Origin of the sequence: Pikeienuella piscinae (assembly GCF_011044155.1) — a bacterium.
In the GTDB taxonomy this organism is placed as follows: Bacteria; Pseudomonadota; Alphaproteobacteria; order Rhodobacterales; family Rhodobacteraceae; genus Pikeienuella; species Pikeienuella piscinae.
This window is the reverse complement of sequence record NZ_CP049056.1, coordinates 4336084-4353210: the sequence shown is the minus strand read 5'-3', so window position 1 is coordinate 4353210 and position 17127 is coordinate 4336084. Positions and strand designations below refer to the sequence as shown.

The following is a 17127-nucleotide window of genomic DNA, read 5'->3' as shown; positions in this document are numbered from 1 at the left end:
CGCCTCAGAGCGCGCGCAGCCAGGCGGAAAACAGCGCCGCGCCCCGGGCCTTGTTCTGCGCCCAATCGGCCGCCGCACCCTCGTCCGCGGCGTCGGTGACGTATTTGAGGCAGCGGAAGGAGACCCCGGCGCGCCGCGCCGCCTTGGCCAGCGCATAGGCTTCCATATCCACGAGATCGCAGGCGAGTTCGGGACGCGCCGCGGCGAAACTGTCGCCGGAGCCGACGACCGGCCCCGCGTCCCAGCGCAGTACCGGCGGGTCGGAATCGCCGTAGGTGACGCCAAGTTCGAGACCGAGCGGACGGAGATCCATGTCGCGCTGCGCCGCCGCGCCGCAATCGAGAAGCCCGGCGAGCCCCGGCGTCACCGCCCCCGCCGTGCCGTAATTGACAGCGAGTCCCGGTCGCCGCGCCGCGAACGCCTCCGCCGCAGCAAGCGCCGCGTTGACCTTGCCGACGCCTGTATAGACAACCTCATAAGGTGCGGCGGCGGCGCGCGGCAATTCATCCTCCAACGCCACAAAGACCAGTATGTCGTTCATCTTGCCTCTCAAAGTCACCCGGCCTCCCGTTCCGTCGCGGCCAGATCGCCGTTATCGGACGCATACAGCATGGCTCCGGCGAAAGGATCTTCGGTCACCCCTGACCAGAGACCGGCGAGCGACCGTTGCGTCAGCATCGCGTTATCCGCCAGCAACCGCCGCTTCGCCATCTCCGCCAATGGCGCCAGTGGCGTGGCCGAACACCCCTCCCGAGCGGAATCATAGAGGTCGATCCGCTTGCCCGGATGACGCCCGAACCCTCCGCCTCCGCCCTCGATCACGCCAGGCCCGCCCTGTTCGCCCAGCGGCGCCCGCGCCGCGCCCGGCGGCGTCGAGCGCGGCGCGTCATGCGATTCGCCGCGCGCGTGTCCGCGCGTCGTGCCCCCCTCATCGGCGGCGCCGGCTCATTCGCAGGCCCAGACGGGATCCATGATGGCGGGATGGCGCGCCGGGGCGCCGCGCTTCAGCCCACGCGCCGCGGCAACGCCGGCGTTCAACTCAAGCACAGTCTGCGCGGCGCAGCCGGATGGGATCCGGTCCGTCGAGAAGGGCGTCGCCGCCTCCGTGATCGAGCAGATGACGCCATGCCGATTGAAGAAAATGATATCAAGCGACAAGGGGGTGTTTTTCATCCAGAACGCGACCTGGTCAGCGTCGTCATATACGAACAACATGCCGGCGTCGGCGGGCATCTCCTCGCGAAACATCAAGCCCTTCGCGCGAGACGCGCTGGTGTCGGCGATTTCCACGGCGAACTCCGCGACGCCGTCGTCGGCGCGAATCGTGATCGTTTCCGGCGCGCAGGGCGCCGTATCGGCGCGCACGGACGTCGCCGCCAGCACGGCGAGAGCGAGGATGACGGCCCGCGCGATCACGATCAGGACGGTTTCGCCTCCGCGTCCAGCTTGTCGGAGCACATCCGCTCCCACGCTTTCACCTCGGCGGCCATCCGCCCGCGCGGCCCTTGCGCCACGCGGATCGCGACAGCCTCGCCCGGCGCAAGATCGGGCAACCCCGCGGCGCGCAGCGTCTCCATGTGCAGGAAAACGTCGGTCTCGTCGCCGAACACATTGACGAACCCAAAGCCTTTCGCCCGGTCGAACCACTTGACGCGGGCCGCGAACCAGCCTTCAGCGACGGCCAGCGCCGCGACGATTTCGGTCGGCTTGTCGAGCGTTGGCGCGGCCGCGGCGGCCTCCGGCGCGTCGATCTTGAGCACGGCGACCGCCTGTCGCCCGCGATCCCCCCGCACCGCTTCAAGCACCACCCGTGCGCCTTCGGGCGCCTGCGTCAGGCCTGATCGGCGCAGACAGTTGGCGTGCAGAAGAACGTCGCCGGCGCCGTCATCAGCCGTGACGAAACCATAGCCTTTTCCGGTATCATACCATTTCACGCGCCCCTCTACGGGGTGCGCATCGGTTGTATCAGCCATACTCAAAACATTACCCCACCTGACGTCAACCCGTCACAGTTTCACCACATGATATCATCTGACGTGAAGATATGGCAAAATAATTGTCTCGCCTTAAGGTGACGTCAAGACCTTCTATGGTGGAGACCTCATTGAGCGGGCGTAGAAAGGGATTCAGCGCAGCGATGCGCGGTATGATCGGCGTCATCGCGTTGGCGGCGTGCGCGCCCTCCGGTGGAGGGCGGCTTTCCGGACCGTCCGCCGGCGATCTGATGCGGTTCGCCGCGGCGCCATTCCCGCCTGTCCTCGCCGCCGCCGACGTCGCCGGCGTCCCGGCGGCCGCCGCCGGGGCTTCGACCGCATCGGCGAGTCGCGTCGCCGCGCTTCCGCGGGCGCGGATGGTGGAGATCTCCGCGATTCCCTGGCTCAGGGCGTCGCCGGAGGGCGCGGCGTTTCTCTCCTCCGCGTTTCCACGCGCGCTCGCGCGTGGCGCGCCCGCGGAGAACTGCCCCGCCGCGGCGTTCTCCACCCAGGGCGGGGCGCCTTTCTCATCGCGCACCGAAGCGGCCGCGTCCGCGCTCGACGCCTGCCTCGACATCCTCGCGCGGCGCGCGGCGCCCAAGAGTTGCAGTTGCAGGCTGATGGCGGTGGATGACGTGCTTCTGGCCCCGCAGGGTGATTTCACCTTCGCGCCCGTCGTCTCGGCGCTGATGATCGCCCCCGACGGCCATCGCCGCCTCGTCGCCGAGGCGCTGCACCCTGTCGACGGGGCGGAACTCGTCAGCTTGCGCGACCTCGAGGGGGAGGTGGCCCGGGTCGCGCTTCTTGGCGACCAGGCGGAACTGCTTCTCGCCGACGGCGCCCGGTTTTCCGGCCGGCGCGAGCCATTCGGCTATCGACGCGGGAGGCTGGCCGAGCGACTCGTCCTCTCAAACGCTTCGGGCGAGGAAATGACGGTCCTGCTCGGCGTCGAGGCGCGCGACGCCCTGACGGACTGACGCGCCGGGGGCGCGCCCGGCCGCCAAGGCTTGCGCTTGTCCGCCTCAAGGTGAACATTCGCGTCCCGCCAGCCGCCCGGAGGATCTTCCCATGTTTCAGGACTTCAGCGCACCCCCGGGAATCGTGCCTGGCGGCGAACGGCTCGCCGCGCTCAGGGCGGAGATGGCGCGGCAGGGGCTCGACGGGTTCCTGATCCCCCGCGCCGACGCCCACCAGGGCGAATACGTGCCGCCGGCGGATGCGCGCCTCGCCTACGTCACCGGCTTTACCGGCTCCGCCGGTATCGCGGTGGTTCTCGCGGAACGCGCGGCGCTTTTCGTCGATGGGCGCTACACGCTCCAGGCCGAACGACAGACGGACCCGGCCTCGTGGACGCTTCAGGCGCTGCACGAAACCCCCGTCGGCGAATGGCTGGACGGTGCGGCGCCCGCCGGCGCCCGGATCGGGTTCGACCCCTGGCTCCACGGCAAGGCGGAGATCGACGCGCTGGAGCGACGCGGTCTCACCGCCGTGGCCGTGGAGACCAACCCCGTCGATGCGATCTGGGCGGACCGCCCCGCGCCCCCCGCCGCCCCGATCTGTCCCTATCCCGACGAACTGGCCGGCGAGAGCGCCGCTCAGAAACGCGCGCGCATCGGACGCGCCGTCGCGGAGGCCGGGGCCGGCGCGGCGGCGCTGACCCTGCCGGACAGCATCGCGTGGCTCTTGAACCTGCGCGGCGGAGACATCCCACGAAACCCCGTGCCGCTGGCCTTCGCCATTCTTCACGCCAGCGGGAAGGCGATGCTGTTCCTCCGCCCCGGCCAGGACGCCGACCCGGCGCTCCGGGCGCATCTCGGGCCGGATGTCGCGATCGCCGGCCGCGATGAATTCCTCTCGGCCCTCAGGAATATCGAGGGCGGCGCGCTGCTCGATCGTCGTTCCTCTCCCCTCGCGGTCGCGCGGGCGCTCGAATCGGCGAAGGTGAGGATCATCTGGGGCGAAGACCCCTGCGTCATGCCGAAAGCGATCAAGAACGCGGCGGAAAGGGCGGGCGCGCGCGCCGCGCATTTTCGCGATGGCGTGGCGATGGCGCGGTTTCTCGCCTGGCTGGACCGCGAAGCGCCCAGCGGCGCGCTGACCGAGATCGCCATCGCCAAACGACTGGAGGCGGAGCGCCGGGCGACCAACGCGCTGATGGACATTTCCTTCGACACAATCGCCGGCGCCGGGCCCAACGGCGCCATCGTTCACTACCGGGTGACGGAAGCGACCGACAGGAAGCTCTCTCCGGGTGAGCTGATGCTGGTTGATTCCGGCGGCCAGTACCTGGACGGGACCACCGACATCACGCGCACCATCGCCGTCGGCCCGCCGCCGGAAGGCGCGGTCCGCGCGTTCACCCTTGTGCTCAAGGGCATGATCGCCGTTTCCCGCGCGCGGTTTCCGCTCCGGACCACGGGGCGCGACCTCGACACCATGGCGCGCGCCGCGCTCTGGCGCGCGGGGTTCGATTACGATCACGGCACCGGCCACGGGATCGGGGCATATCTCTGCGTTCACGAGGGACCGCAATCGCTTTCAAGACGCGGCGCTGTCGCGCTTCGGCCCGGCATGATGGTCTCCAACGAGCCGGGCTATTACCGCACCGGCGCATTCGGCATCCGGATCGAGAACCTTCTTCTGATCGAGGAGGCGTCCATCCCCGAAGGCGGCGATCGCGCGATGATGAGCTTCGAGACGCTGACGCTGGCGCCCATCGACCGGCGGCTGGTCGACCCGGCCCTGCTCGACGCGGAGGAGCGCGCCTGGCTCGACGCCTATCACGCGCGGGTTCGCGACACGCTGAAACCTGCGCTCGACGCGCGCGATGGCGCGTGGCTGGAGGCCGCGACAGCGCCGTTATGAAATCCCTATTTCTATAAATCAGCATTATACATGAAACTCAATTCGTAATTAAATTTCGAACGAAGTATCAAATTACAAAAACAAGAGATATCTTATGAATGGTGCTGCATTGCGCAAACGTATTTATCCGAACTTGCGCAAATACACCAACTTGAATAGAACTTGGATCTCGTCGTGACCGGTCCGGGTTGCCACCTCATATGAGACGCTTTTTCCGCATGCTGGCCGGGCATCACCTCATGCCCCGAATCAATTTCGTCGAACTCGCCGTCATGCTCGTCACGGTGGCCCAGTGGCTCGTTCTCGCAACCATCGCCGGCGCGATCGTGGGCACCGGCTGCACGTTTTTCCTGTACGCGCTCTTCTTCATGATCGACCAGACCGCCTCGGCGCCCTTCTGGGTGCTGGCGATCATGCTGCCGGCGGGCGGGCTGCTGAACGGGCTGCTGCTGCATTACGGCTACCGCGTCAACGCGGGCGGCCTGAAGGATTCGCTGTTCGATGCGGTGCATGTCCAGAAAGGGCACATGCCGTTCCGGACCATTCTGATCAAGCCGGTGGCGGCGATCATCACGCTCGCGTGCGGCGGCTCGGCCGGGAAGGAGGGACCCTGTTCGCATATCGGCGCGTCGCTGGGCGCGGCGATCGGCGAAGTGCTGCGCCTCAATTCCGAGCTGCGCCAACGCCTCGTGGCGTGCGGCATCAGCGCCGGTTTCGCCAGCGTCTTCGGCACGCCGGTCGCCGGGGCGATCTACGGCGTCGAGGTGCTGTCCATCGGGCGCATCCGCCACGACTTCCTGTTTCCGGCGATCGTGGCGGGCGTCACCTCGTTTCAGGTCAGCAAATGGTGGGGCCTCCCCTATCTCTATTATCATCTCTCCTATCTGCCGGACTTTTCCGAAATGCTCTTCTTCAAGATCATCGTGATCGGCGTGATCGCCGGGATCGTCGCGCTGATCTTCGTCGAGCTCGTGCATGGCATGGGCCGGTTCTTCACAGCCGTGAGAGTCCGCTTCAAACTCTGGCCGCCCCTGATGCCGCTCATCGGCGGCGCGATCATCGCGCTTCTGGCGCTGGTCATCCCAACCGACTATCTGGGGCTCAGCCTGCCGCTGGTGGAGCGCGCCATCGGCGGCGAACCGATGCCCTATCTCGGCTTCTTCTGGAAGACTCTCGTGGTCGCCATCACCCTCGGGTCAGGCTTCTACGGCGGCATCGCGACGCCGCAATTCGTGATCGGCGCGATGGCGGGCAACGCTTTCGCCCCGCTGATCGGTCTCGATCCGGGCCTCGGCGCGGCGGTGGGGCTGGTGTCGGTGATCGCCGCGGCCTCCAACACGCCGATCGCCGCCGTGCTTATGGGGATGGAGCTGATCGGCGGCGGCATCCGCATCGTCTATCTGGCCGGCGCCGCGATCGCGGCTTACGTGATCATCGGCCACCGCAGCATCTACCTCGGGCAGCGCATGGCCTACTCGAAATCCTCGTGGATGCGGATCCGGCCGGAGCTGGAGGTTGGGGCCGAAAAGGTCCGCCTCTCTCACGGTCTGCTGCGCTGGTGGCGCAAGCACGGCCCGCTGCCGCACGGCGCCCATCACCTCGGCAAGGGGCCGGGCGGGTTCAACCGCGCCGGCGAATACCGAGCGGCTGCCCCGCTTGCTTCGGACGCGGCAAAGACGCCTGCGCCTTACGCATCGAAGCCAAGCGCGCCAGAGTCCAGTCCGGATAAGGGGCGGGACGCCGGGTCTCCAGATCGACATTGATGCCGAGGCTCTCATAGGTGGCCGCGGGCTGACCGGTCCGCGCCGAAATCATCGTCCCGAAGAAATGAATGCGCTTCTCGTCATGGTCGAGCAGGTGCACATCGACGTGAAAACGCTCGCCTTCGAGAAGCTCGCCCAGATAGCAGATCTGCGTCTGGAGCGCCATCGGGCCGAGGCGTGAACGGCTGACGAAGCTCTCGCCGATCCCGATCCAGTTCTCGAGGAAATCGTCAAAGGCGCGGTCGAATGCGAGCGTGTAATACGAAACATTCATGTGGCCGTTATAGTCGATCCAGCCCGGCTCGACGCTTTGCTCGCCCAGGCTGAGAAGGCCGGAAGGAAAGACCGGCTCCGGGCATGAAGGCGAGGTGTCGCGCGACGGGTTGGCGATGGGGGCGTCTTTCATCGGGCTTCCTTCGGTTTCCGGGATTGGAGCGGAGATAGACCGAAACCGGCTGGCCCGGCAAATCGCGCGTTCGCGCGGCCCCGCCGCCACCGCTTTCCCGCGCACAATTTTCGGGTTACGCCTGTTCCGAACAAATTGCGGGAGACGCCGGAGATGAGCATCGACAACGCGGTGAGGCGGGTCAGGGACCTGATCGGTGAGCGACTTTCGACCTCGCCCTCGGTTCTCGATCTCCACGGTCAGAACGAATCCTATTATGCGCCGACGCCGCCCGACGCGGTCGCCACCCCACATTCGACCGAGGAGGTCGCGGCGATCGTGAAGATCTGCGGAGAGGAGGATTGCCCGATCGTCGCCTGGGGCACCGGCACCTCTCTGGAAGGTCACGCGCTCGCCTTCAATGGCGGGATATGCCTCGACCTGATGGAGATGAACAAGGTGCTGGAGGTCCATCCCGAGGACATGGACGCGGTCGTCCAGCCCGGCGTCACGCGCGAGCGGCTGAACGAGGAATTGCGCGCGACCGGGCTCTTCTTTCCGGTCGATCCCGGCGCCAACGCCTCACTTGGCGGCATGGCCGCGACGCGGGCTTCGGGCACCACCGCGGTGCGTTACGGCACGATGCGCGAGAACGTGCTGGCGCTGGAGGTGGTGCTGGCCGACGGGCGGATCATCCGCACCGGCAGCCGGGCGCGAAAATCCTCGTCGGGCTACGATCTGACGAAATTGATGATCGGCTCCGAGGGCACGCTCGGGATCATCACCGAGCTGACCCTCCGGCTACAGGGTCAGCCGGAGAGCATCACCGCGGCGGTTTGCGCCTTTCCGACGCTCGACGCCGCCGTCACAACGGTGATCGAGACGATCCAGTCCGGCGTGCCGATGGCGCGGATCGAAATCCTCGACCCGGTCTCGATCCGGGCGGTCAATATTTCCGGCGACATGACGCTGCCGGAAAAGCCGCATCTCTTCATCGAGTTTCACGGCTCGCAGGCCGGCGCGAAAGAGCAGGCGGAGACCTTCGGCGAGATCGCCGCCGGAAACGGTTGCGAGGGTTTCGAATGGTCCGCCAATCAGGAGGAGCGCAACCGCCTCTGGCATGCGCGGCACAATTTCTACTACGCCTCGCTCAAGCTGCAGCCGGGGTGCAGGGCGCTCTCCACCGATGTGTGCGTTCCGATCTCACGCCTCGCCGAGGCGCTGCTGGAAACGGCGGAGGAGGTCAGGGAGGCCGGCTTGACCGCGCCGATCATCGGCCATGTCGGCGATGGCAATTTCCATGTCGGCTTCCTGATCGACCCCGAGCGGCCGGAAACGCTGGAGACCGCGAAGCGGCTGACCCATTCGATGAACCGCCGCGCGCTGCGGCTCGGCGGCACTGTGACCGGCGAGCATGGCGTCGGCTTTGGCAAGAAGCCCTACATGACCGAGGAGCACGGCGAGGGTTACGCCGTAATGGCGGAGATCAAGCGCGCGCTTGACCCGAAGAACATTCTCAATCCCGGCAAGGTGGTCGATATCAACTGAACGTCGTCGCAATCGGCCGCGAATGCGGGGCGCGACGCCCTAGCGGGCGCTGACATCTCACTCGGCCGGACTGAAAGGGCGCGGTGATATTGCTCGAATTTGTCTTCGCGGACGACGAATGTGATCAATTGCGCGCTGCGCGCAACTCGACCCATGATAGAATGCAATCTGCTCATCTTTTGGAGAACCGATATGTCAGTCATCACGAAAGCGGCGGTAGCGGCGATCGCGACCCTTCTGGTCGCGACGCCGCTCGGCGCACAGGAGCGCGCCGGCCGGGCCACGGCCGTCCAGCCCGCCGCATTTCAGGCGACCGGCGCTGTCGGTTATGCTGTGAAGAAGAATGCGGAGATTTATCAACAGGCCCGCGTTTACACCAAGCAATATGGAACGATCGAAATCAGGTTGGAGGACGGCACGAACCTCACCGTGGCCCCCAACGCCTCTCTGGTGATCGACGATTACGTCTTCGCCGGTGAAACGCGGCCCGGTTCGCTGGCGCTATCGCTCAGCCGCGGCGCCATTCGGATGGTCAGCGGGCGGATGCCGAAGGACGGCGTCGCCGTGACCACGCCTGTGGCGACGATCGGCGTGCGCGGCACCACCATTTGGGTGAGCGCCGCGAGCGAACAGGAAACGGAGGTCTGGGTGACGGACGGGATCGGCATCGTCTCGACCAGGGACTCGGCTGAGGTATACGAATTAACCGCCCCCGCCCATGCGACCTGCTCGGCCAGCGGCTGCGAAGTTGGCGGCTCCCCGCCGGTTCCGATGATTAACCCGCTTGGCCGCGGCACGGGCGCCGGCGGCGGCTTCGGCGGCGACCGGGAGCCGGAGCCCGAGCGCGAAGGACATAGCGATCGAGACGGCTGATCCCGTCTCAGCCGGCGGCGGCGCTCAGCAGCGCGGCCGCCGCGCCGCGGGCCGCCTCGGTGATCTCGTCGCCGGAAAGCATCCGGGCGATTTCATCACGGCGCTCGTCATCGGAAAGCCGTGTGACAGAAGTGCGCGTCTGATCGCCGCTCGCGGTCTTCTCGATACGGAACTGCGCCCGGCCGAAGGCCGCGACCTGCGGTGAATGGGTAACGACCAGTATCTGCGCGCCGGCGGCGAGACGCGCCAGCCTGCGCCCGACCGCATCCGCCGTCGCGCCGCCGACGCCGCGATCGATCTCGTCGAAGATCATCACCCCGGTGGAGCCCTCCGCCGTCAGCGCGACCTTGAGCGCGAGCAGCAGCCGCGAAAGCTCGCCGCCGGAGGCGACCTTGCCGAGCGGCCCGGCCGGCGCGCCGGGATTGGCCGCAATCTCGAACGCGACCTGATCGCCGCCTTCCGGGCCGGGCTCCGCCGCGCTGATCCTCGTGGAGAATTCCGCCCGTTCCATTTTTAGCGCCGGCAGCTCGGCCGCGACCGCCTTGTCGAGCCGGATCGCCGCCTCGCGGCGCTTGGCGCCGAGCGCCGCCACCGCGTGGAGATGCGCTGCTTCGGCGGCGGCGGCGGCGCGGCGGAGCGACTCCGTCTCCTCCTCGCGCTGCGCCAGCGCGGAAAGCTGACTCTCCATCGTGGCGGCCAGCGTCGCAAGATCGTCGGGCGCGCAGTCATGCTTGCGGGCGAGGGCGCGCAACGCGAAGAGCCGCTCCTCCACCCGTTCCAGCTCCATCGGATCGAACGCCATCTCCTCCAACGCCGCCTCGACGCCGGCGGCGGCGCCCGCAAGCGCCTCGATCGCACGGTCGAGCGCGTCGATCGGCGGATCGAGCCGCCCATCCGCATGGACCGCGGCGCCGGAGAGCCGGCGCATGGCGTCGAGCGCCGCCCCCTCGGCGCCCTCCGGGCCGAGCAGCGCGGCGGCGCGCTGCACCTCCTCGCCGATCCGCGCGGCGGCCTGCATCGCCCGGCGGCGCGCGTCGAGCGTGTCATCCTCGCCTTGCTCCGGCGCGAAAGCGGAAAGTTCGGCGACGCTGTGCTCCAGAAAATCGCGATCGCGTGCGGCCGCCTCTACTTGCGCCTCGGTTGCGGCGAGCGCCTCACGCGAGTTTCGCAGCACGCGGTGCGCGGCGCGGCAGGCGGCCAGCTCCGGCTCCGCCCTCGCGAAGACATCGAGAAGCGCACGGTGCCCGCGCGCATTCAGCAGGCCGCGGTCGTCGTGCTGCCCGTGGACTTCGACCAGCGCCTCGCCGATCGCGCGCAGCGTCTCTGCGCTGACCCGCTGGTCGTTGAGATAGGCGCGTGACGGGCCGGAAGCGGCCGCGACGCGGCGCAAGATCAACGTGTCCTCCATTGGCGCGAGACCGGCCTCCGCCAGGACTGACCGGACGGGATGATCCGGCCCCGGCCTCAACGTCGCGGCGACGGAACCCTCCTTCGCCCCGGCGCGGACCAACCCGCGCGCCTCGACCCGACCGAGGGCGAAGCCGAGCGCATCCAGCAGGATCGATTTCCCCGCCCCGGTCTCTCCGGTCAGCACGTTGAGCCCCGGCGAAAAGCCGATCGTCAGCATCTCGATCAGAATGACGTCCCTGATCTCCAGGCTTTCCAGCATCCCCGCCCCGCCACTCGACTGACCGGCCGGCGCGATCAGAATTGGTCGCCGTAGACAATCTTCCGGAAGTTGCGGCTGAGCCAGCTTTCCTCGTCGATCTCAGGGCCGAGCCGCTGGCCGGTCAGCAGCGCGTAACTGTCGACATACCATTCCGAACCCGGATAGTTGTAGCCGAGCACCGCGGCGGCGTTCTGCGCCTCGTTGGTGACGCCAAGGCCGAGATAGCACTCGACAAGGCGATGCAACGCCTCCGGCGTCTGGCTCGTCGTGCTGTATTGCTCCACCACGCGGCGAAACCGGTTGATCGCCGCGATGTAGTGGCCCCGGCCCAGATAGTAACGCCCGATCTGCATCTCCTTGCCGGCGAGGTTGTCGAGCGTGAGGTCGCGTTTCAGCACCGCGTCGCGCGCGTAGTCGCTATCCGGGTAACGTTCGATCACCTCGCTCAGGGCCTGCCGGGCGCGGATCGTGTCGCCCTGATCGCGCTCCACATCGGAGATCTGGTCGTAATAGGTAAGCGCGACGATATACTGCGCGTAGGCGGCGTCATCGTCGGAGGGGAAAAAGTCCAGATAGCGCTGCGCGGCGAGACGCGCCTCATCGTATTTTCCGCCGCGGTAATAGGACTCCGCCGAGCGGATCATCGCCGTCTTGGCGAGCGTGGAATAGGGGTAGAGCCGCTCAACCTCGTCATAGCCCTGCGCCGCCTCGACATAGTCGCCCTCGATGGCGTTGAAATCTGCCTCGGCGAAAATCTCCTCCGCCGGGCGCACATCGTCGACCAGCGACTTTTCGTCAGAGCATCCGGCGAGCGCCAGCCCGCCGAACAGAACCGCCAGAAGCGCTCCCGGATTGGGCCGGCAAAGCGAGGCGGCGGAAATCATGCCGATCTTCATGTCGCGATTCACTCCCGTATCCCTCATCCGTTCGCCGATCCGCCAGCATCGGCCCGTTAGCACGGATCGCCGACGCGCGTCACGCGCTTGCGCCCATCCCTTCGCGGATAGCGCCGCGCGCCGCCGGAGACAAGCCGCAACCCGCCGCCCCATACGAACGAACGCCTCCGGGATCCCCGGAGACGCCCGCTCTTCACGACAGGGAGAGTGTCGCGGATTCAGTTCGCCTGCCGGCGCAGGAACGCCGGGATCTCCATCCGGAGGTCCTCGTCGTCATCCGCCGGCTCTTCGTGCCGCTCGTCGATCACCGGCCGGCCATAGCTGGGCGCCGGATCGCGGCGAGCCACCGCCTGCGCCGCGGCCGGCTCCGCTCGGCCGAGCGCCGCCGCGCCGGTCTTGGCGCCGCCGCCGCCAGTCATCCGATGGATCAGGCTGTTGAGTCCGAAGCGGCCGCGATCGGCCTCCGTCGCCTCGGCCGCCTGACGCATACCCGCCACCGTGAACGGAGTCGGATCGCCCGCATGTGCGGCCCGGCGCGGCTGCGGCGCCGGACGCGGCGCGGGATCGGGCGCGTCGGCGCGCGGGTCGCCTGGTTCGACCGGGGCCGGCGCGATGAAGCTGGCGTCTTGCGACGGTTCCGGCTCAGCGAAGAGATTCGGCTCCGGCTCGGGTTCGCGCTGCGCCGTCTGAACCGGCTGCAACGCAGGTTTCTGAACAGGCCGCGCCGGCGGCGCAGACTCGGCGCGCATCGCCGGCTCCGGCTCCGGATCGGCCACTGGCAGTTCCGCCACGGCGGACGCGCGGCGCGGAGCCTCGGCCGTCGCAGGCACGATCCGCGCGGTGGTGGCCGGGCGGCGCTCCGAGGGGCGCGGCTGGCTCTCCTCGACGGCCTGGGCGTCGATTCCGGTGGCGACCACGGAAACGCGCATTGCGCCCTCCATTTCCGGATCAAGCGTGGAGCCGACGATGATGTTCGCCTCCGGGTCCACCTCGGTCCGGATGCGGTTCGCGGCTTCGTCGAGTTCGAACAGCGTCAGGTCGTAACCGCCGGTGATGTTGATCAGCACGCCCTTGGCGCCCTTGAGCGACACTTCGTCCAGCAGCGGATTGGCGATCGCCTTCTCGGCGGCGTCGATTGCGCGCGTCTCGCCCTCGGCCTCGCCCGTCCCCATCATCGCCTTGCCCATCTCGTCCATGACGGAGCGCACATCGGCGAAGTCGAGATTGATCAGGCCCGGCCGGACCATCAGATCGGTCACGCCCTTCACGCCCTGATAGAGCACGTCGTCCGCCATCATGAAGGCTTCCGCGAATGTCGTGCGCTCGTTCGCGATGCGGAAGAGGTTCTGATTCGGAATGATGATCAGCGTATCGACGACCTGCTGCAGCGCATCGATGCCGCTGTCGGCCTGCGTCATGCGCTTCGTGCCCTCGAACTGGAAGGGCTTGGTCACGACGCCGACGGTCAGGATGCCCATCTCGCGCGCCGCGCGGGCGATCACGGGCGCCGCTCCGGTGCCGGTGCCGCCGCCCATGCCGGCGGTGATGAAGCACATGTGGCTCCCGTCGAGATGCTGAACGATCTCGTCGAGACTTTCCTCCGCCGCGGCGCCGCCGACATCCGGCCGCGCGCCGGCTCCGAGGCCCTGCGTCACGCCGACGCCGAGCTGCAGACGCCGACTCGACCTGGTTTGCTGGAGCGCCTGCGCATCGGTGTTCGCGACGACGAACTCGGCCCCTTCGAGATTTTTCTCGATCATGTTGTTGACGGCGTTGCCGCCAGCGCCGCCGACGCCGAATACGGTGATGCGCGGCCGGAGCTCATCAGCTTCCGGCGACTTCAGGTTAAGTGCCATTGGTTCCGCCTGTATCTTGCCACTGCTGCCACGCCTTCGTTTGTTATTTTGAGGCGTTATCCCGAAACTCTATCTCAAGGGGAGAATCATGTCGATGTAAAATCCCCTCAAAGCCTACCAATTGTCGCGAAACCAGCGCACCGCGCCGATCAGCCGCCGCTTGTTGGGAAACGCGTTCGCCGGCTCGAAATCCCAGACCTCATCCTGTGGCCGCGCCGCGTGGAGCGCGAGCCCGACCACCGCCGCGCAATCCGGTCCGCTGACCGATTGCGGCAATCCGGCGATGCGCATCGGACGCCCGGTCCTCACCTGCCGGCCGAGAATGCGCTGCGCGGTTTCCTCCACCCCGGTCAGCTGCGCGCCGCCGCCGGTGAGCACGATCCGCCGACCCGGCAGATGCTGGAACCCCGCGCGATCGAGGCGCCTTCGCGCGTCCTCCAATATCTCCTCCAGCCGCGGCCGGATCACGCCGATGAGAGCGGAGCGGGAGATACGCCGTTGCTCGGCGGGGTGGTTTTCACCGATATGCGGCGCCTCGATCAGTTCGCGATCATCCAATCCGGTGGCGAGCGCACCGCCGTGACGGGTCTTGATCCGTTCGGCGTCCGCCGTCGGCATCGACAGCCCGACCGAGATGTCCTGCGTCAGGTGATCGCCGCCGAGGCGCGAACTGTCGGCGTGAATGAGGTGGCCGCGAAGAAAAACCGAGATGTCGGTCGAACCGGCCCCGAGATCGATGCAGGCGGCGCCGAGTTTCTGCTCGTCCTCGACAAGAGACGCGAGCCCGGCGGCGTAGGAGCCCGCGACAACGCCCGCAAGCTCCAGGTCGCAGCGCCGGACCGACGCCGCGAGATTGCGAAGCGGCGTGCGGTCCACCGAAACGGCGTGGATGTCGACGGCCAGCGTCCGCGCCGCCATGCCGCGTGGGTCCGCTGTCGCCGTCCGTCCGTCAAGCGTGAAGTTGACCGGCATCGCGTGGATCATCTCGCGGCCTTCGCGCCGGTCCGGCCAGTCGGCGGCGCCAAGCGCGCGCGAGATATCCTGGCTCGTCGCCTCTTCGGCCTCCAGTTCGATCTCGCCGAAGCTCGACATGCTTTTCGGCCGCGCCCCGGAAACGGTCGCGATGACCTGATCGACCCGGGCGCCGGCGGCTTTCTCGGCCCGCTCCAGCGCGGTGCGGATCGCGCGTTCGGCTTCGTCCATCTCGACGATCTCGCCAAGCTTCACGCCGCGCGACTGGGTCAGCCCGGCGCCGACGACGCGCAGCGCGCTGTGCGCGTCATGCGCGGAGCCGGTGGCCTCGGCCCGTTCCAGGGCGGCCGCGTCAACCTGGATGATCAGACAGACGGTCTTGGAAGAGCCGACGTCGATCACCGCGATCAGGCCGCGCCGAAGCGCGGCGCGGAGGCGTTCGCGCATTGCGCGCATGTCTGCGAGATATGGATTCATGCGTCTTTACCAGGCTTCTTGGGTTTACGCTCGACCTCGAACGTCGCGAGGCCGTCTGGGGTCAGTCTGAGCGTGGGGCGGCCCTGAACGCGCAGATCGACATGGCTGATGTCGCGGTCGAGCACATTCTCGCCGGCGTCGAGCGCCGCGATGTATCCCATCGCCTCGACAGCGCCGGAGGAGGGCAGCATGATCACCGGGCCGTCCGCGATCACCGCGTCCCAGCGCCGCTCGCCGACCCGGACGAGGCCGCGGAGCCGCTGCGCGACGCCGCCGGCGGCGGCGGCGATCACCGCCAGCCCCTCCGACGCCGCCTTGTCAGCGCCCTGCCCGGCGAGCACCGGAAGGTCCGGCCGTTCGGCGCGCGCCTCGATCGGGGCGATCCGCTCGCCCTTCGCGTCGAGCAACATGAGAAGCGGCCCCATCCGCCAGATCGCCGCGGGAACGCGCTCCTTCACCGTGACGATCAGCGTCTCGGGCGCGACCAGCCTGGCGCTGGCGTTCTCGACCCAGCCGAGGGCGTCGACCGCGGCGCGGATCGCCGCCGCGTCCGCCGCCAGAGAGGACGCGCCGAGCCACGGCGCGAGCGCATCCTGCAGCTCCGCCGTCACCATCGGGCTGGCGCCGCGGACCTCGATATGGCGGATGGCGAATTCCGGCCGCGCGACGATGGCGCTGCGGATTGTCTCGAACCGGTCCATCGCCGCCTGGCGCATGCCCGGCTGCGCCCCCGCCCAGCCGAGCGCGGCGAGGAGCACGCCGAGCGGCGCATGGACGGTGATCGAACGGCGAAAGGCCGGGCTGCGCCAATGCCGCTTGAGCCGGAAGCCGAGGCGCGACGGCGCCGGGTCAGGGCGTCTGACGCGCCGGATCAGCGCCCGCATGAAGCGTCCTCCACGATCCAGCGGACGAGTTCGGGGAAGTCCATCCCGCAATACGCCGCCTGTTCGGGGATCAGCGATGTCGGGGTCATGCCAGGCTGGGTGTTCGTCTCCAGCACGATCAGGCCGTCCACGCCTTTCGTTTCGTCCCAGCGCAGATCGGTGCGTGTCACGCCGCGGCAACCAAGCGCCTGATGGCACCTAAGCGCGTAATCCATGCAGGCGTCGAAAACATCTGTGGGAATCTCCGCCGGCAGAACATGGCGCGAGCCGCCCGCCTCGTATTTCGCAGCGTAGTCGTACCAGCCGGTGGTCGAGACGATGTCGGTGACGGTGAGCGCCCGGTCGCCGACCACCGAAACGGTCAACTCGCGCCCCGGCGCATAGGCCTCGACCATCAGGACAGGCGGCGCGCCGGGGTCCAACCGGGCCGGCCCGTTCGCGCTCTCCCGGACGATATAAATTCCGACCGACGAACCCTCGTTATAGGGTTTGACGACATAGGGCGGCGCCATCGGGTGGCCGCCCTCGACCTCCTCGCGGCTGACGAGGCGGCCCGGCGCGACCGGAACTCCGGCGGCGGCGAAAACGTCCTTGGCGCGGATCTTGTCCATCGCCAGCGCCGAGGCGAGCACGCCGGAATTGGTGTAGGGTATGCCGAGAACCTCGAGCAGACCCTGAACACAGCCATCCTCGCCGCCCCGGCCGTGCAGCGCGTTGAACACGACATCCGGCGCCGCCGCGCCAATCTGCGCCGCGAGGTCGCGCCCCGCATCGATCTCGACCGTCTCAAAGCCCGCGCTTCGCAACGCCTTGGCGCATTCGACGCCCGAGACGAGGGAAACCTCGCGCTCGGCCGACCAGCCGCCCTTCAGCACCGCCACGCGGGGTGTCCTGCTCGACATCCGCGCCTCTTTCCGCCCCTCGTTCGGGGCTGTTGCGCCCCTCTCTTCGGGGGCTTTCGCCTGT

At 68.0% G+C, this 17127-nt stretch carries 15 protein-coding genes and 1 pseudogene; 5 read left to right on the top strand and 11 right to left on the bottom strand.

Translation table 11 applies throughout. From position 1 onward, the window contains the following. Window positions 1-4: 4 nt before the first annotated feature. From G5B40_RS20770 to G5B40_RS20755, 4 genes are all read right to left on the bottom strand, one after another. Window positions 5-541, bottom strand: a complete 537-nt coding sequence (locus G5B40_RS20770) for a phosphorylase family protein (protein WP_165103007.1) — start codon at window positions 539-541, stop codon at window positions 5-7. A 14-nt stretch (window positions 542-555) separates the two neighbouring features. Then, complete coding sequence (locus G5B40_RS20765) at window positions 556-822, bottom strand: hypothetical protein (RefSeq protein ID WP_165103004.1); 267 nt, start codon at window positions 820-822, stop codon at window positions 556-558. Between the two features lie 123 nt (window positions 823-945). Next, on the bottom strand, window positions 946-1458 hold the full coding sequence (locus tag G5B40_RS20760) for a DUF192 domain-containing protein (RefSeq protein ID WP_165103001.1): 513 nt from the start codon (window positions 1456-1458) through the stop codon (window positions 946-948). Further along, the gene (locus tag G5B40_RS20755) at window positions 1419-1973 is read right to left on the bottom strand and encodes a cold-shock protein (protein ID WP_165102999.1); all 555 of its coding nucleotides are present in this window, start codon (window positions 1971-1973) and stop codon (window positions 1419-1421) included. The genes G5B40_RS20760 and G5B40_RS20755 overlap by 40 nt, the downstream gene beginning before the upstream one ends. Window positions 1974-2137: 164 nt before the next feature. On the opposite strand from G5B40_RS20755, the gene G5B40_RS20750 reads away from it, so the two are divergent. The 3 genes and pseudogenes from G5B40_RS20750 to G5B40_RS21330 all read left to right on the top strand — a co-directional run. Beyond that, a complete protein-coding gene (locus G5B40_RS20750; RefSeq protein ID WP_165102996.1) occupies window positions 2138-2950 on the top strand; it encodes a hypothetical protein in 813 nt (270 codons plus the stop codon). A 91-nt stretch (window positions 2951-3041) separates the two neighbouring features. Further along, the gene (locus tag G5B40_RS20745) at window positions 3042-4838 is read left to right on the top strand and encodes an aminopeptidase P family protein (RefSeq protein WP_165102993.1); all 1797 of its coding nucleotides are present in this window, start codon (window positions 3042-3044) and stop codon (window positions 4836-4838) included. Window positions 4839-5038: 200 nt separating this feature from the next. Continuing rightward, window positions 5039-6211, top strand: a pseudogene (locus G5B40_RS21330) (chloride channel protein); the annotation flags it as partial. 247 nt (window positions 6212-6458) lie between these two features. Here the strand turns inward: G5B40_RS21330 and G5B40_RS21325 are convergent. Beyond that, a complete protein-coding gene (locus G5B40_RS21325) occupies window positions 6459-7007 on the bottom strand; it encodes a thioesterase family protein (RefSeq protein WP_165102990.1) in 549 nt (182 codons plus the stop codon). A gap of 153 nt (window positions 7008-7160) precedes the next feature. Here G5B40_RS21325 and G5B40_RS20730 point away from each other — a divergent pair, with 153 nt between their 5' ends. Beyond that, window positions 7161-8534: an FAD-binding oxidoreductase gene (locus G5B40_RS20730; RefSeq protein WP_165102987.1), complete on the top strand. Its 1374-nt coding sequence runs from the start codon at window positions 7161-7163 to the stop codon at window positions 8532-8534. Window positions 8535-8726: 192 nt separating this feature from the next. Further along, window positions 8727-9407, top strand: coding sequence for a FecR family protein (locus G5B40_RS20725; RefSeq protein WP_165102985.1), 681 nt, complete (start codon window positions 8727-8729; stop codon window positions 9405-9407). Between the two features lie 7 nt (window positions 9408-9414). Here the strand turns inward: G5B40_RS20725 and recN are convergent, their stop codons facing one another. The 6 genes from recN to G5B40_RS20695 all read right to left on the bottom strand — a co-directional run bounded on the left by recN (window position 9415) and on the right by G5B40_RS20695 (window position 17063). After that, complete coding sequence (recN, locus tag G5B40_RS20720) at window positions 9415-11076, bottom strand: DNA repair protein RecN (RefSeq protein WP_165102982.1); 1662 nt, start codon at window positions 11074-11076, stop codon at window positions 9415-9417. 35 nt (window positions 11077-11111) lie between these two features. Continuing rightward, a complete protein-coding gene (locus G5B40_RS20715; protein ID WP_165103919.1) occupies window positions 11112-11960 on the bottom strand; it encodes an outer membrane protein assembly factor BamD in 849 nt (282 codons plus the stop codon). 230 nt (window positions 11961-12190) lie between these two features. Continuing rightward, window positions 12191-13828, bottom strand: coding sequence for a cell division protein FtsZ (gene ftsZ, locus G5B40_RS20710; RefSeq protein ID WP_165102979.1), 1638 nt, complete (start codon window positions 13826-13828; stop codon window positions 12191-12193). Between the two features lie 114 nt (window positions 13829-13942). Beyond that, a complete protein-coding gene (ftsA, locus tag G5B40_RS20705; RefSeq protein ID WP_425500073.1) occupies window positions 13943-15277 on the bottom strand; it encodes a cell division protein FtsA in 1335 nt (444 codons plus the stop codon). Next, entirely contained in the window at window positions 15274-16161 is an 888-nt protein-coding gene (locus tag G5B40_RS20700) for a cell division protein FtsQ/DivIB (RefSeq protein ID WP_165102977.1), read from the bottom strand. The genes ftsA and G5B40_RS20700 overlap by 4 nt, the downstream gene beginning before the upstream one ends. After that, the gene (locus G5B40_RS20695) at window positions 16149-17063 is read right to left on the bottom strand and encodes a D-alanine--D-alanine ligase (RefSeq protein WP_165102974.1); all 915 of its coding nucleotides are present in this window, start codon (window positions 17061-17063) and stop codon (window positions 16149-16151) included. The genes G5B40_RS20700 and G5B40_RS20695 overlap by 13 nt, the downstream gene beginning before the upstream one ends. Window positions 17064-17127 lie beyond the last annotated feature (64 nt).

What these genes read in the sequence shown, in the direction of transcription:
- ftsZ (WP_165102979.1), bottom strand. Translation starts at nt 13,828, where the DNA reads ATGGCACTTAACCTGAAGTCGCCGGAAGCTGATGAGCTCCGGCCGCGC.
- G5B40_RS20695 (WP_165102974.1), bottom strand. Translation starts at nt 17,063, where the DNA reads ATGTCGAGCAGGACACCCCGCGTGGCGGTGCTGAAGGGCGGCTGGTCG.
- ftsA (WP_425500073.1), bottom strand. Translation starts at nt 15,277, where the DNA reads ATGAATCCATATCTCGCAGACATGCGCGCAATGCGCGAACGCCTCCGC.
- G5B40_RS20750 (WP_165102996.1), top strand. Translation starts at nt 2,138, where the DNA reads ATGCGCGGTATGATCGGCGTCATCGCGTTGGCGGCGTGCGCGCCCTCC.
- G5B40_RS20770 (WP_165103007.1), bottom strand. Translation starts at nt 541, where the DNA reads ATGAACGACATACTGGTCTTTGTGGCGTTGGAGGATGAATTGCCGCGC.
- G5B40_RS20715 (WP_165103919.1), bottom strand. Translation starts at nt 11,960, where the DNA reads ATGATTTCCGCCGCCTCGCTTTGCCGGCCCAATCCGGGAGCGCTTCTG.
- G5B40_RS20755 (WP_165102999.1), bottom strand. Translation starts at nt 1,973, where the DNA reads ATGGCTGATACAACCGATGCGCACCCCGTAGAGGGGCGCGTGAAATGG.
- G5B40_RS21325 (WP_165102990.1), bottom strand. Translation starts at nt 7,007, where the DNA reads ATGAAAGACGCCCCCATCGCCAACCCGTCGCGCGACACCTCGCCTTCA.
- G5B40_RS20730 (WP_165102987.1), top strand. Translation starts at nt 7,161, where the DNA reads ATGAGCATCGACAACGCGGTGAGGCGGGTCAGGGACCTGATCGGTGAG.
- G5B40_RS20700 (WP_165102977.1), bottom strand. Translation starts at nt 16,161, where the DNA reads ATGCGGGCGCTGATCCGGCGCGTCAGACGCCCTGACCCGGCGCCGTCG.
- recN (WP_165102982.1), bottom strand. Translation starts at nt 11,076, where the DNA reads ATGCTGGAAAGCCTGGAGATCAGGGACGTCATTCTGATCGAGATGCTG.
- G5B40_RS20745 (WP_165102993.1), top strand. Translation starts at nt 3,042, where the DNA reads ATGTTTCAGGACTTCAGCGCACCCCCGGGAATCGTGCCTGGCGGCGAA.
- G5B40_RS20725 (WP_165102985.1), top strand. Translation starts at nt 8,727, where the DNA reads ATGTCAGTCATCACGAAAGCGGCGGTAGCGGCGATCGCGACCCTTCTG.